Genomic DNA, 14261 nt, shown 5'->3' with positions numbered 1-14261 from the left:
CCATTGAATGGCCCTGGGCATATATATATTTTGCTCAAATCTATACAGGTTTAAAGCGTCATGTATAGATTTGTGGCTAATTCTATACACGATGGTTCGGGCAAGCGGCGGAGCTACCGAGGTTTAGTTGGCGGTACCGGCATCAATATACCCAGCGGCGCTACTGGGCAACGTCATCGGTTCAGATTCTCAGTTGCTTGCCGGAATCACCGTCAACGACCGCACCCCCTGCGCGCCACGAACAAGCACGCCTTCGATATCCGCGGTGGCCGAGGGGCCGGTGTGGAAGACGGTGTAGTTCGCGCTCACGAAATCGTCACGCTGGTAGGCGCGGTGCAGGTTGGTGACGATCTCGGCCGGGTCGATCAGTACGACGAGGTGCTGGGCGAGATAGGCGATGGCGTTGACCGTGAGTTCGGCTTCGGTGAAGGCCACGCTGCCGGTTTCGGCTACGCCGAAGCGGGCGCGCAGCACGGCGATATCCACGTCGTGGACGGTAGCCGGGTCGTCGCTGTTGGTGAGCGTCCGGTTGCCGGCGACTTCCGGCACGTTGGAGGCAATCACGGCGTCGGCGAACGGTTTGCCCAGCTTTTCGGCCAGCGCCTGCTCTACGGCATCGACGATGCTCTGGCCGTCGCCCAGCGCATGCCAGCTGCCGCCCATCATGGTCAGGCGTTCGGCGAACAGGTCGACGAGGCCAGCGCGTTCCTGCGGGTAGTTGTCGTCGTAGTTCGGCACCGTGGGTGCGGGCGCGTCGAGGCCGGGTTTGGCGCTGCGAACGGCGCCGAGGATGTCGTCGCGGCTGCTCATGGATTAAAGCTCCGGGTCGTCGTCGGTCGGCTGGCGGATGGCGATGAGTATCAGCGAGGCCGGCAGATAGTGGTTGTCGTCGAGCGGTTCCTCAACCGCGGCCAGACGCCAGTCGCCGCTGTTGACGAGTTCCAGCCAGCGCCCGAGGGTGCGGAAATACCAGGGGGCGTCGTCCTGGAAGCCGCTGCCCAGGCAGGCACCGCTGGCACTGCGCCAGCCGTCTATATAGGGCCGGTCGCCGCAGGCGGTGAGCGGGTGCAGGGTCTGGATGACCAGCAGCCCGCCGGGGACCACCGCGCGGGCCGCGCCGGCCAGGGCATCGTCCACGCTGTCTTCGCCGAGCAGGGAGAAGTTGCACACGGCCATATCGAAGGGTTCGGCGAACTGGGCGTCGGCCAGGTCTTCGTAGGCACAGACCTTGAGGTCGACGTTCGGGTTGACGCACTTCTCGCGCGCGGCGTCGATGAGCTCGGGCACGGCATCGATGCCGGTACAGGCGATGTCTTCGGCGGCCAGTGCGCGCAGCAGCCAGCCTTCGCCGCAGCCGATGTCGAGCACGCGCTCGGGCCCGCAGTCGAGCACGGTATCCACGATGGCGCGGTCGGTGGTGCGGCGGCTGGCGATGCCGTGCTGATGAATGGCGTGCACCCAGGCCGCCGCGTTGTCGTGCCACGCTTCGAGAATGGCGTTCTCAGCAGGCAATCTCTGGGTGTCGTGGGCCATGGCGTTAGTTCTCCGGGGTGTTGCGGCTTGCGCCATCCCGGTTGAGACGATGGCGCTTGTACCAGTCGTGGAAGGTGCCGTTGTCGGGCGGGCTGGGCATTTCGCGCCCTTCGCCCCAGGCGTTCATGCGGTTGTAGATCGCCCAGCGCGGCAAATGCTTTAGGGCAGAGTTGGTGGCCTTGATCGCGGCGCGATAGCCCTTGGGGCTGGCGAGTACCTTGCCGGCCGCGGCGAGTCCGGTTTTCTTGGTCCACGGCAGGTGGCCGTTCTCGGCCAACACCTGACGCCAGCCGAAGATCTGTTCGTGGATATTGATCTTCACTGGGCACACGTTGGTGCAGCTGCCGTTGAGCGTGGAGGCAAACGGCAGATTGGAATAGCGGTGGGCGTCGAAGGTGGGGTTGAGGATCAGCCCCAGCGGGCCGGCATAGGTCGCGCCATAGCTCAGCCCGCCGGAGCGCCGGTACACCGGGCAGGTGTTCATGCAGGCGCCGCAGCGAATGCACTTGAGCGACGACCAGAACTTCTCCATGCCCAGGCGCTTGGAGCGGCCGTTGTCGACCAGCACGACATGCATCTCGCCGCCTTGCTTGGGGCCGCGGAAATGCGATGTGTACTGGGTGATGGGCGAGCCGAGCGCCGAGCGCGACAGCAGGCGGATGAATACGCCCATGTCTTCCACGCGGGGCACGAGTTTTTCGATGCCGATGGAGGCCACGTGCAGGTTGGGCACGTTGGCCGACAGATCGGCGTTGCCTTCGTTGGTACAGACCACGAAGCCGCCGGTTTCGGCCACGGCGAAGTTCGCGCCGGTCATGCCGGCATCGGCGTCCAGAATCAGCGGGCGGGTGGCATCGCGCTGGGCGCCGGCCAGATAGTGGGCATCGTCGTTCTCGGGATCGGAGCCGAGCTTGTCGGCGAACAGGCGCGCCACGTCCGAACGCATCTTGTGAACGGGCGGCACCACGATATGGCTCGGGTCTTCGCCGTCGAGCTGCTGGATACGCTCGCCCAGATCGGTCTCCACGATCTCGATGCCCACGCCGTCCATGTAATGTCGAAAGCCGCACTCTTCCATGAGCATGGACTTCGCCTTGATCACGCTCTTCACGCCGTGATCGTTGAAGATCTCGTGGATGATGCGGTTGTGCTCGGCGCCGTCCTTGGCCCAATGCACGTGGATGCCGTTGGCCTTGGCGTTGGCCTCGAACTGCTCGAGATAGGTGTCGAGGTTGGTGAGCGTGTGCGTCTTGATGTCGCTGGCCAGCTGGCGCAGCTCTTCCCATTCCTCAATAGTATGGGCCTGTTTGTCGCGCTTGCTGCGCATGGCCCAGACGCGGGTGTCGTGCGATTTGGCGTGTTCCGGTGCGTTCAGAAACTGCTTGGCCGAACGCGCATGGTCCACGCGCTTGCCGTCGGCGGCCTTCGCCGGGCGCGGCTGGGGCTCCGGCGTGGCGCGTTTCATGGTGGCCGCGGGATTGGGTTCGTTGCCGTTCATTGGCTTGCCCCGTTGAGGATTTCAGCGATGTGCTTGAAGCGGATCGGCGCGCCGATGCGGGCAGCACAGCCGGACTGGTGCATCAGGCACGACGAATCGGCGGAGACGATATATTCCGCGCCGTTGCGGCCGTGGTCGGCGATCTTGTCTTGGCCCATCTGGGTAGAGACTTCCGGCTCGGTCACCGAGAAGGTGCCGCCAAAGCCGCAGCATTCGTCCGGCCGGTCGATGGAAACCAGCTCGATGCCGGCGACCTTTTCCAGCAGCGCCCGCGGCTTGGAGAAATATTCGCCGTGCAGTTCGCTGGGCTTGCCGTGGCCGAGATTGCGCAGGGTGTTGCAGGAGTCGTGATAGCCCACGCGGTGCTCGAAACGCGCCCAGGGGAATGCATCGACCTTGAGTACGTCGTGCAGGAACTCGACCAGTTCGAGCGTGTTCTCGCGTACGTGTTTGACCTCCGGCGTCTGCTCGACGGCGGTGAGGTTGTCGCGTATCTGGTGCACGCAGGAGCCGGACGGCGCCACGATCAGGTCGTATTTCGCGAAGTTCTTCACGAACAGCGCTTCGGTGGCCCGTGCTTCGTCGTGGCAGCCGGAGTTGACCATGGGCTGGCCACAGCAGGTCTGGTCGAAGGGGTAGTCGACGTTGCAGTCGAAGCGTTCCAGCAACTCGAGCGTGGCGATACCCACGCCGGGGTAGAAAGCATCGATGAAGCAGGGCACGAACAGGCCGATTTGCATGGGCTCTCCGAAAAGTCGCGAGCGGAACGAGGCCGGACGGGCGGCCGCAGACTCAGTCTAACGCGCGTGTTGCCGGATTGTCCGGCCGGGTCGTTGCCTTATACAAAAGTCGAAAGGGCCGATGCCGATGGCCTTTCGAGCTACGGCATGCCGCCGGCCCGTCCGGCGACGCCCGCCCGACTATGGCAACTACGCGACCGACGCCGCGCCGGTTTCTGCGACGGGATAAGGTTGGCTAGGACGCCGGCGCCGGCCCCTGGATGACGTGCACCAGGGCATCGGGGCGTATCCAGCGCTTGAAGGCCGCCTGGATCGCCTCGGCATCCAGCGCCTGGTACGCCCGTGCGGCACGATAGGGCGCGTCCAGCGGCAGGCCGTTCTCCACGCGCGAGAGCAGCCCAATGCCGATGGCGTCAGCACTGGCTTCGCCCAGCGGTACCTGGCGTACGAGCCCGGCCTGGGCACGATGCAGTTCGGCAGCGGATACCGGTGCCTTGGCCATATCGGCGAGCGCGTCGGCAATCAGGCGGTTGGCTTCGGCCACCTTGTCCGGCTGGCTGCCGTATTCGAACGCCAGGCGGGCGCGGGTACGGTCGGCCTGCAGGCCGGAATGAATGTAGTACACCAGCCCGCGCTCGGCGCGCAGCTCGCGATACAGCCGGCTGGCGTAGAAGCCGCCGGTGAGCACCTGGTTGCCGAGTTCGAGGGCGCGGTAATCGTCGTCCGTTGGCTGCAGGCCCAGGGTTTCGGCGACCTGAACCGTGTCCTGTACGCGGGCGCTGTCGGGCACGTGCACGGTGGCGGCTTTATTGGCGGGCACTGCAGGCAGGTCCACGTCGGGCGTGGGCCCTTTGGCTTTCCAGGCGCCAAAGTTCTTTTCTACCGCCTTGCGTACCTGGGCGGTATCAACGTCGCCGACCACCACCAGCGTGGCCAGATCGGGGCGGAACGTCTTGTCGTAGTAGTCGGTGACGTCGGCCAGAGACAGGCCGTTCACCGTCTCCGGCGTGGCATGACGCAGGCTCGGATCGTCGTTCGGCAAGAGCGCGCGCTTGAGCGCCTGGCCGGCATGAAAATCCGGGCTGGTCAGCTGGCCGGCCACCGCGCCGGCCGTCTGGGCCTGCACGATCTTGAAGGCATCTTTGGGCAGCGCAGGCGCCAGCTCGTTTTCGGCGAGTAGCGCCAGGCCGCGGTCGAAGTGTTCGGGCAGCACGGTCAACGAGAAATCGCTGCCGGCGCTGGCCCGGGCACCGATCGCATCGAGTTCGGCCTGATAAGCCACCCGGTCGTGCTTTCGGGTGCCGTAATCGAGCAGGCTCGACAGTACCCCGTCGATGCCTTCCTTGCCCTTGGGCGCCTGCAGATAGGGTTCGTTACGGATATGGCCGTAGACGTGCACGGCATGGGTGGCATCAGTGGGCACCACGATTAGACGCAGGCCGTTGTCCAGCGTGCTTTGTTGCGGAGCAACGCGCGGCGTGGGCGTGTCGATGCTGGCCAGCGGTTTGGCGGCCCAGTCCGGCAGGTCGACATCGGCCGCATGGCTTGGCGCGAAGGATTCGCCGCCGCCGAAGCCGTCGCCGGCGGCGGGCGCGCCCGAGCCTTCGGGCGTGAGCACCGTCAGCACGCTCTGGTCTGGATCGAGCATACGTTGTGCCAAGCGATTGACCGCCTTGGCGTCGACGCGGCGAATGGCGGCCAGTTGGGCATCCGGCGAGGCCAGGCCGTCGATCGCAACCGCCTGCGACCACTGCTCGGCGAGCCCTTCGATGGAATCGCGGGCAGCGGCGTTGCCCGTCGTGAGCTGGCGCTTTGCGGCTTCGACCTGTGCTGCGCTTACGCCCTTGTCCGCGATATCGCCCAGCACGTCGCGCATTTGCGCCACCAGGGCATCGCTGTCGGCGCCCTTGGGAAAGGCCGCGGCTGCATAGGCAATGCCGGCCTCGCGCAGGCCGTCGAGGGCGAACTGGGTGCCCAGGCTCTTGCCGGTGGCCACCAGCCGGCTATAGAGCGCGCTGCGCGGGTTGTTGAGGATGGTGGCGAGTACATTGGCGGCGGCGTACTCGTCGGCGCTGTGCGTGCCGGGGGCACGAAAGGCGAGGTAGGCCAGGCCATAGCCGGCATCGGTGGCCATGCGGATAGGCTCGGCATCCACCGGCGAGAGCGCAACCGGCGCGGTCTTGGGCAGTTCGTGCGGCTCGATATCGCCGAACAGGCGGCCCACGGTGGCCAGGGTCTGCTTGGCGTCGACGTCGCCGCTCACGATCAGGGTAGCGTTATTGGGCGTATACCAGCGCTCGTGAAAGGCCTTGAGCATCTTGCCCGTGGTCTTGTCGAAGGAGGCTTTCGTGCCGAGCGCGTCGTGGGCATAGGGCGTGCCCGCGAACAGCTGCTCGCGCAGGCGGGTATAGGCGACATAGTCCGGGCTGGACAGGTCACGGGCGACTTCCTGCTCGATGGCGCCGCGTTCCTTCTCCCAGGCGCTCTGATCGTTGGCGACCGAGCGCATGCGCTCGGCGTGCAGCCGTAGTGCCACCTCGAGATACTGGGCCGGCACGGTGAAGTAGTAGCGGGTGACTTCGTCCTGGGTATCGGCATTGAAGCGGCCGCCCATGGCCGCGGCAATGGCCGAGATCTGGGCTGCGGACAGGTCGTCGGTGCCGCGAAACATCATGTGTTCCTGCGCATGCGCCATGCCGGGAAAGCCGTCCGGGGCATCGCGCGAACCCACGTCGTAATTCATCATCGTGGTCACCGTGGGCGCAAGCCGGTTCGGCACCACGATGACCTGCAGACCGCTGTCCAGCGTCGTACGGCGTACGGCGTCGTCTTGAGCGGGGGCTGCCAGCACGGGTAGGGCGGCAGCCCATAGGCACAGCAGCAGCAAGGGGCGTAGACGGGTCATGGGGCCTCGCTCATCGTTCGACGCAATATGGTTGCAGGCTACAGACAACCATTTGCCCCTGCGAGTGCCCGGGCGGCTACTTTTTGCCGAAAATTTCCTCGCGCAGCGCGCCCTGGGGCATGCCCTGATGGATATCGATCTTGCCTTCGGCGTTGCGATACACCAGCCCCGGCGTGCCCTGGATGCCCAGCGACGACATCAGCATGTTGTTGGCGGCGACCTTTTCGCGCAGTTCGGCCGGCATGTCCTCGAGCGGCTCGATCCCGCCACGGCTGTAGTTTTCCTCGTGCCGGGCCAGTGCTGCGCTCGGGTCGTCGGCGCCGAGAATGGCGGCCGCCTTGCCGGGGCTGGAGGGCTTGATGATGCCCACCGGAATATGGCGCAGCTGTACCTTGCCGGATTCGACCCAGGGCCGGGCGACCTCGTAGAACTTGTGGCAGTACGGGCAGTTGGGGTCGGTGAACACGTAGATCACGCGTTTGGCGTCGTCGTCGCCGTCGGCCACCCAGTTGGATTTGTCCAGCTTCGGCCAGGCGCTCTGGATATCGGGCTGGGTGATGGTGGCGTCCAGCACCTCCTGGCTCAGGTTCTTGCCGTCGGCGTCGAGCATCGGGCCGATGATCACGTGCTCGCGATCCGGGGTGAGGTAGAGCGTGAGCGGGCGGTTGCCGGCACGCGCGGCATAGCCGGTCATGCCGCCGGGGGCATCGAAGGCCTCGACGATGGTCAGGCCCTTGCCCTCGAGATTGCGAATCGGCGCCGGCCATTGCGGCGCGGCGACAGCCACCGCGAGCGGCAGCGTGGCAAGCAATAGACCGGCAGCGATTAAGGGCCGAGCAAGGCGTGACATGAAGACTCCTGAACAAACGGGTGCGCCTGTGGCGATCGCGCCAGTCTATCTGAATCGACGATCGCGACGGGGCCAACGGCGGCCGATGTTTGCTGCAATGCAACAAAACAGCATAGGATCGGTCTTAGCGCGCACGACGTGCGATACGCGCGTTCAGCGCGAGGGTTTGTAGGTAAATGCGATGAAACGACTTCACGAAATGCGCAACGATGGCGGCAGCCTGCTTTCCGGGCTGTTCGACCGTCGTTTCACCACGGTCATTACCACCCAGATGGTGCCCACCATCTATACGTTGGGCCAGCTGCTGTCGGGCATGGCGACCGTCTACGTCATCTTCTGGGCGTTTCAGCAATGCTGGATGAGCGGCCTGGCCTGGCTGTGTCTGCTCGGGCCGGCCATGTTTCTGGCCCTGGTGGTCACGATTCGAGTTATGCTCGAATTCGTGCTGACCGTGTTCCGGATCGCCTTTTTTCTGGAAGCCCTGGGCGGGCAGATCGAGAGCATCGCCGGCCAGACCGAAGATATCCATCAGGACCTGCCGCGTATCCGCTTCTGGCGCAAATCAGCACGCGGCAAGTAGGCCGACTGTCACCGGCGCCGCGGACAAACTTCTGCCCTCGGCGCCGGTGGCAGGCTTCATGACTGCAGGCGTCGGCTCAGACGCCGCCGTCCACGTCCAGAAACGCGCCGGTGGTGAACTTCGCCTCGGTGAGATACAGAATCGCCTCGGCAATATCCTCCGGCTGACCGATCCGGCCCAGCGGAATGGCCGATTTCGCCTGCTCGGGTTTGTCCGGCAGGCCGCCGCTGGCATGGATTTCGGTATCCACCACGCCCGGCCGTACCGCGTTCACGCGAATCTGGTCGCCCGCGACTTCCTTGGCCAGCCCTTCGGTGAGCGTGTCGATCGCGCCCTTGGAGGCACCGTAGTCGATATACGTACCGGCACCGCCGCCGCCGGCCGCATGGCTGGCCGCCGAGGAGACGTTGACGATCGCCCCGCCCGGGCCGCCGTAGGACGTGCCCATGCGCCGGATCGCCTCGCGCGCGCACAGGAACGGGCCGACCACGTTCACCGACATCATCCGCGCCACGCGTTCGGCGGACATATCCGCCACCTTGGACGGTTGATCGACGATGCCGGCGTTGTTCACCAGCGCGCTGATACGACCCAGTTCGTCGTCCACGGTCGCGAACAGGCGTACCACGTCCTGTTCGTTAGCCACGTCGGCCTGGATGGCCATCGCCTTGCCGCCGTCCTTTTCGATTGCCTTGACGACCGCGTCGGCGGCCTCTTTATTGCTGTGGTAGTTCACCGCCACCGCATAGCCGTATTTCGCGGCCATCAGGCAGGTGGCCGCACCGATGCCCCGGCTGCCGCCGGTGACCAGCATCACTTTATCCATGACTCAACTCTGCAGAGAATGATGGCTACAGGGTAACGCCTGCCCTTTACACACGCATAAACATGAGCACGGTCATGATCGAGCCAATGGCCACGATGCCGATTCGGTGCCAGCGCGGCGCGATGTGATAGCCGAACGCCGCGCCGATCCAGCCGCCGAGCATGGCGCCGCCGGCCATGAGTGCGGCCAGCGGCCAGTCGATGAGCCCGAACGCCGCATACACCGATACCGAGATGGTGGTGAGGGTGGCCGACATCACCGCCTTCATCGCCACCGAGGTCAGCAGCCGGGTCTGGCCGAGCAGCCCGAGCAGGGCGATTACGATGATGCCCACGCCGCCGTTGAAATAACCGCCGTAGGTACAGGCGAGATAGAGCGCGATGGTCGCCACCGGCGTGCTGGCCTCGCGTTCGGCCATGCGCTGCTTGAGCCAGGGGGCGGCCGCGAAGATCAGCGTGGCCACGCCCATCAGCCAGGGTACGATCGCTGCGAAGGCGCGGTCGCCGGTGAGCAGCAGCAGCGAAGCGCCGCTGATACCGCCGGCCGCGGCGATCGCCACCATCGCCGGCAGCGACAGCGCGGCCGGCGGGGCCACATCGCGACGGAACCGGAACAACGTTGTCGCATAGCCGGGCAGCACGGCCGTTGCGCTGGTGGCATTGGCCACGGTCGGCGGCAGGCCGTGAAACAGCAGGGCCGGCAGAGTGATGAAGCTGCCGCCGCCGGCCAGCGCGTTGATCGCGCCGGCCGCCAGGGCCGCGACGAAGAGCAAAGCGATATCCAAGAGCCAGCTCGCGCGATGGAAAGAGCGTGCTCAGTCTAAGCCGTCGGCGGCTGCGGTGCGCGCCGCAGCCGACATGTTGTGCCGCTCAGGTGTAATCAACACCTGTGGCGCGAATGTTCGGCTTACAGGCGTTCGTCGCCTTTGGTCATACGGGCGATCAACGGTTGCTTGAGGCCATGGGTGTGTACGAACGCCATCGCGATATGACCGGCAATCAGGGCGAACAGAATCCAGCCGAGAAAGCCGTGCCATTGGTTACCGAGATTGCTCATCCACTCGATCTTGGTTTCCATGCCGTCGAAGATCTGCACGCCGAGCGCCGAAAAGGGGCGCGTGCCGCCATAGGCGCGGATGACCGCGACCACGGGGACCGCGATGAGCAGCACATACATGGCGACATGGCCAAGTGCGGCTGCGCGCTGCAGGCCGCCCGCATGCGACGGCCGGCGCGAGAGGTTGAGCAGCCCCCAGATACCGCGCAGCACTGCCAGGATGAGAATCAGCACGCCGTTGGAGAAGTGGTAGCCGAAGAAGAAGTCGGTGACCGGCGTATCGTCGAAAAAGTAGTGCAACGCTGCAGATGTCGCCTGCCATACGAGTAGCAGTGCCATCGCCCAGTGAAAAAATCGACTGACCAGACCGTAACCGTATGCGTGGTCCATGACTCGAGTATCCATGCGAACCCCTTTGCGTGCGTGCCGATGGTGTCGGTGAAGCGAGGTGACGGGGCGTTGCGCCTGGCAAACCGTACAAGGCACGACGGCGCCGCCGAGCGCTTCGATCAATTCCCCGTGGAAATCCTAGCGTAATCGGCTTGCCAACGCGTGGGCAGAACGTTGCCGCAACGTTTGCACGAACGCGGCCGGGCCGGATGACGGTGCTCGGCGCCGACGGGGTCTGTCCGGCTTGTTCGGTTTGCTTCGCGGCGGTCAGGCGCGCCGGCGGCGTTCGCTCGGCGCGATGCCGTAGACGCGCCGATAGGCGGTCGCGAAGTTGGCGGCGCTGGTATAGCCGGCAAGTTCGGCGGCGGTCACGACGTTGACGCCGTCTTCGCGCAGGGCACGATCGGCAGCCTGGAGACGGCGTTCGCGCAGAAACTTTTGCACGCTCATGCCATAGCAGACGTTGAAGTGGCGCTGCAGGCTGCTACGGCTCATGCCCGCCTCGCGCGCGAGTGCATCGACGGTCAGTGGCGCCGCCGATGGTTTGTCGACGAGATCGCGCATGCGCCGTAGCCGGCGTGCATCGATCGGCCGCGGCGGCTCGTCGGTGGCGGGCATAGCCAGTAGCGCGGGCAGGGCTTCGGCGACCATCGCCAGGGCCAGGCTTTCGCAGCGCAGCCGTCGCGCCGGGCCGGCGCTGTCGCCGCTGCTGTCTGCGGCGATGAGCAACTGGGCGCTCGCGCACAGCGCGCTGCTGGGCTGCCAGGGTTGCATGCAAAGGTGCGGCGTATCCAGTAGATGCATGCTGCCGCGGCCGTCGCCGAGCGTGACCAGGCGTTGGCGCAGCCAGTCGTGCGGTACGGTCAGGGTGAGGCTTTGTTCCCGGCTGTTGCGTCGCGCACGGCGCTCGAAGATTGTCGGTTCGTGCAGATGCACGGCACAGGCATAGCGCGTGCCGGCCCCGGCCGGTAATGGGCGATCGCCGAATCGCACATCGACTTCCCCGGCGAGCACCAGAATCAGCTTGAGGCCCGGGCACAGCTGCAGTCGGGAGCGCATGTCCTGGCGGTTGCGCACGCTGGCATGTCGCAGTACCAGCCCGCCCGGCAGGGCATCGACACCGAACTGGCCTTCCAGGGGCGGCGAGTCGTCGGCGACGCGCGTCTGGTAGTCGCGGCCCAGATGCGCCGCATGCCGGTTGAGTTCGGCAGCGCCGATGAAGCGTTCGAGACGGGCAGGGTCGGTCGCGGTGTTCGAATGCAAAGACATTTGAGCGTTTCGCAAAGGTTTGGGCGGCAAGCCTCTGAAATAATGCGCGGCACAAAGTGTAAATGCAAAAGATTCGCATTCGCACACGGTTGAACTTGCAAGCGCCCGGCGTTGCCGCGCGTGGTTTCACATTGGGGGGAATATGAACGGCTGCATCAAAACCCGGCAATCGCTTGGTACACCGCTGTTGCTTGGCGTGGTCATACTCGCTTCGGCCATGCCGGCCGCGGCACAGAAAGACGGCGCTGCCGGTGACGAGCCGCTTCAGCTCGAAATGGTCACCGTCGAAGGCAATCAGCTCTACGACATGCTGCCGTCCGAGCAGACCGGCGGCTATGCGGTGGATGCGGCTACGGTGGGCACCAAGACGCCGGCCGCGCTCAAGGATATCCCCCAGTCGATCAGCGTAATCACCCGTGAGTCGATCGAGGATCGCAACGTGGATACGCTCGACGAACTGGCGCGGCGCACGCCGGGCCTGCGCGTGCTCACCAACGATGCCGGGCGTTCGTCGATCTATTCGCGCGGCTACGAATACGACGAGTTCAATATCGACGGCCTGCCGGCGCCCATGGCCAGCATCAACGGCACGCTGCCCAATCTGGCCGCCTTCGATCGCGTCGAGGTAATGCGCGGCCCGTCCGGGTTGTTCAACAGCAGCAGCGAGCTGGGCGGCATCGTCAACCTCGTGCGCAAGCGCCCGACCGAGGACGCCCAGGGCCACGTGATCGGCCGTTACGGCAGCTTCAACCAGTACTATCTTGAAGGCGACGCCTCCGGCCCGCTGACCGAGGACGGCCGCCTGCGCGGGCGCGCGGTGGTCGCACAGAGCGATACCGACGGCTTTGTCGACCACAACGACAACAACTCACAAACCTTCTACGGCACCCTCGAATACGATATCGATCCGGATACGATGGTGTCGGTGGCCTATCTGCGTCAGCAGCGCGATATCACCGTCAACAACGGCCTGGCCACCGATGCCGACGGCAGCCTGCTGGACGTGGACCGCTCGACGTTCTTGGGCGCCGACTGGAACGATTTCACCGCCACCACCGACGACTTCATCTTCGAGCTGACCCATCGCTTCGAGTCGGGCGGCTTCGGCCGGGTGGGCGCGCGTTATTCGAACCGCAACGCCGACTACAACTATGCCTTCGGCGGTGGCCCGGTGGCCGCGGACGGCACCGTGCCGGTATCTGCCACGGCCGGTGATATCGACCAGAACACGCTCGCCGTGGATGCCAGCTACAGCCAGCCGTTCGAAACCTTCGGCAACGTCAGCGAATTCGTGGCCGGCGCCGATTACAAGCATTACGACACCGACTCCATTCGTGGACGGGCACGCCTGGGCCGTACCGACGCCGATGATTTCGAAGACCTGGCCTATGTCGACGTGCTCGCCAGCGGCTCGCTCACCGACAACACGACCAAGCTCGAAGAAATCGGCCTCTACACCAAGCTGACCTTCCGTCCGGTCGAGCCGCTGGCCCTGATCGGCGGCGTACGGGTGAGCGACTACAAGGTCGAGCTCACCGACAACACGGCAGGCACCACCGGCTCGCGCGACGACAATGGCAAGCTCACTCCCTATGCCGGGCTGGTGCTGGACGTGGATCGCCACCACGCGCTGTATGCCAGCTACTCCAAGGTGTTCAATCCGCAGACCGCCTACGACATTAACGGCGATCTCATCGAGCCGCGTGAAGGCACCCAGTACGAAACCGGCGTGAAGGGCAGCTATTTCAACGGCGACCTCAATGCCCGTGCCAGCCTGTTCCGGATGTACGACCGCAACTATGCAGCGGGCGTGCCCGGCGAGAACTACAACGAAGCCATGGGCCAGCGCCGTATTCAGGGCGTGGAGTTCGAGCTTGACGGCTCGCCGATCGAACAGCTGGATATCATCGCCGGCTATACCTATCTGGATACGGAAGTCGAACGCGGCGCCGACGAGGCCACCTTCGTGCTCATGCCCGATCACATGTTCAACCTGTGGACCAAGTACGCTTTCGATTCCGGCCTGCTCGATCGGGTTAGCATCGGCGCCGGCGTGACCGCCTTCAGCGACTTCAGCTCCCTGCAGGGCGTGGAAGCGCCGGGCTATGCGGTGGTCGATGCCATGGTGGGCTACCAGTTCACCGACAAGCTTTCGGGGGCAGTCAACGTGAATAACCTGCTCGACAAGAAGTACTACAACCGCGTCGGCAGCACCGGCACGTTCAACTTCTATGGCGAACCCACGAGCGTGGTCGGCTCCCTGCGCTACGACTTCTAGTGCGCCGGGGCCAGATCGCGAAATCCGGGGCGGGGCGCGTTGCGCGCCTCGCTCTGTGTTGTGTGCTGGTGATGGGCGGGTTTGCGCCGGCCCTGGCCCAGCCCGATCTGGAGACCGTGGCCCACCCCGAGGCCGCGGCCGCGCTGCGCCACGAGTCGATCGTCGATCCGGCGACCGGGCAGGTCTATGAACTGTTGATTTCGCAGCCGCAAGCGCCGGCGCCGGATGCCGGTTATCCGGTTGTGTTCCTGTTCGACGGCAACCGCACCGCGCCGGCCGCGCTGGCATGGCTGCAGTCACATGAGCTGGCCGATCGCGTGCTCGTGGTCGGCCTGG

At 65.2% G+C, this 14261-nt stretch carries 12 protein-coding genes and 1 pseudogene; 3 read left to right on the top strand and 10 right to left on the bottom strand.

The features are described 5' to 3' along the window. Positions 1-189: 189 nt before the first annotated feature. The 6 genes from ABNU97_RS04615 to dsbG all read right to left on the bottom strand — a co-directional run bounded on the left by ABNU97_RS04615 (position 190) and on the right by dsbG (position 7526). A complete protein-coding gene (locus tag ABNU97_RS04615) occupies positions 190-810 on the bottom strand; it encodes an LUD domain-containing protein (protein WP_348765578.1) in 621 nt (206 codons plus the stop codon). Between the two features lie 3 nt (positions 811-813). Next, on the bottom strand, positions 814-1533 hold the full coding sequence (locus ABNU97_RS04610) for a class I SAM-dependent methyltransferase (protein ID WP_348765577.1): 720 nt from the start codon (positions 1531-1533) through the stop codon (positions 814-816). A gap of 4 nt (positions 1534-1537) precedes the next feature. Continuing rightward, positions 1538-3031, bottom strand: coding sequence for a lactate utilization protein B (locus ABNU97_RS04605; RefSeq protein ID WP_348765576.1), 1494 nt, complete (start codon positions 3029-3031; stop codon positions 1538-1540). Next, entirely contained in the window at positions 3028-3771 is a 744-nt protein-coding gene (locus ABNU97_RS04600) for a (Fe-S)-binding protein (protein WP_348765575.1), read from the bottom strand. The genes ABNU97_RS04605 and ABNU97_RS04600 overlap by 4 nt, the downstream gene beginning before the upstream one ends. 235 nt (positions 3772-4006) lie before the next feature. Further along, positions 4007-6676 (bottom strand): pitrilysin family protein, encoded by a 2670-nt coding sequence (locus ABNU97_RS04595; RefSeq protein ID WP_348765574.1) that lies wholly within the window; start codon positions 6674-6676, stop codon positions 4007-4009. Between the two features lie 76 nt (positions 6677-6752). Then, positions 6753-7526 carry a thiol:disulfide interchange protein DsbG gene (gene dsbG / locus ABNU97_RS04590; protein ID WP_348765573.1) on the bottom strand — a complete coding sequence of 258 codons (774 nt, stop codon included), beginning with the start codon at positions 7524-7526 and terminating at the stop codon, positions 6753-6755. Between the two features lie 181 nt (positions 7527-7707). On the opposite strand from dsbG, the gene ABNU97_RS04585 reads away from it, so the two are divergent. Beyond that, positions 7708-8106 (top strand): DUF4282 domain-containing protein, encoded by a 399-nt coding sequence (locus tag ABNU97_RS04585; protein WP_348765572.1) that lies wholly within the window; start codon positions 7708-7710, stop codon positions 8104-8106. Between the two features lie 76 nt (positions 8107-8182). On the opposite strand, the gene ABNU97_RS04580 is transcribed toward ABNU97_RS04585, so the two are convergent. The 4 genes from ABNU97_RS04580 to ABNU97_RS04565 form a co-directional block, all read right to left on the bottom strand. Beyond that, positions 8183-8932 carry an SDR family oxidoreductase gene (locus ABNU97_RS04580; RefSeq protein WP_348765571.1) on the bottom strand — a complete coding sequence of 250 codons (750 nt, stop codon included), beginning with the start codon at positions 8930-8932 and terminating at the stop codon, positions 8183-8185. Positions 8933-8978: 46 nt separating this feature from the next. Beyond that, positions 8979-9716, bottom strand: a complete 738-nt coding sequence (locus ABNU97_RS04575; protein WP_348765570.1) for a sulfite exporter TauE/SafE family protein — start codon at positions 9714-9716, stop codon at positions 8979-8981. A 122-nt stretch (positions 9717-9838) separates the two neighbouring features. Then, on the bottom strand, positions 9839-10378 hold the full coding sequence (locus tag ABNU97_RS04570) for a cytochrome b (protein ID WP_348765569.1): 540 nt from the start codon (positions 10376-10378) through the stop codon (positions 9839-9841). Positions 10379-10645: 267 nt separating this feature from the next. Beyond that, on the bottom strand, positions 10646-11647 hold the full coding sequence (locus ABNU97_RS04565) for an AraC family transcriptional regulator (protein ID WP_348765568.1): 1002 nt from the start codon (positions 11645-11647) through the stop codon (positions 10646-10648). A 142-nt stretch (positions 11648-11789) separates the two neighbouring features. Between ABNU97_RS04565 and ABNU97_RS04560 the strand changes: the two genes are divergently transcribed. Further along, the gene (locus ABNU97_RS04560) at positions 11790-13925 is read left to right on the top strand and encodes a TonB-dependent siderophore receptor (RefSeq protein ID WP_348765567.1); all 2136 of its coding nucleotides are present in this window, start codon (positions 11790-11792) and stop codon (positions 13923-13925) included. A gap of 68 nt (positions 13926-13993) precedes the next feature. Next, positions 13994-14261: pseudogene (locus ABNU97_RS04555) on the top strand (hypothetical protein); the annotation flags it as partial.

Source organism: uncultured Salinisphaera sp., assembly GCF_964012375.1.
GTDB lineage: Bacteria > Pseudomonadota > Gammaproteobacteria > Nevskiales > Salinisphaeraceae > Salinisphaera.
This window is presented reverse-complemented; position numbering and strand designations above follow the sequence as displayed.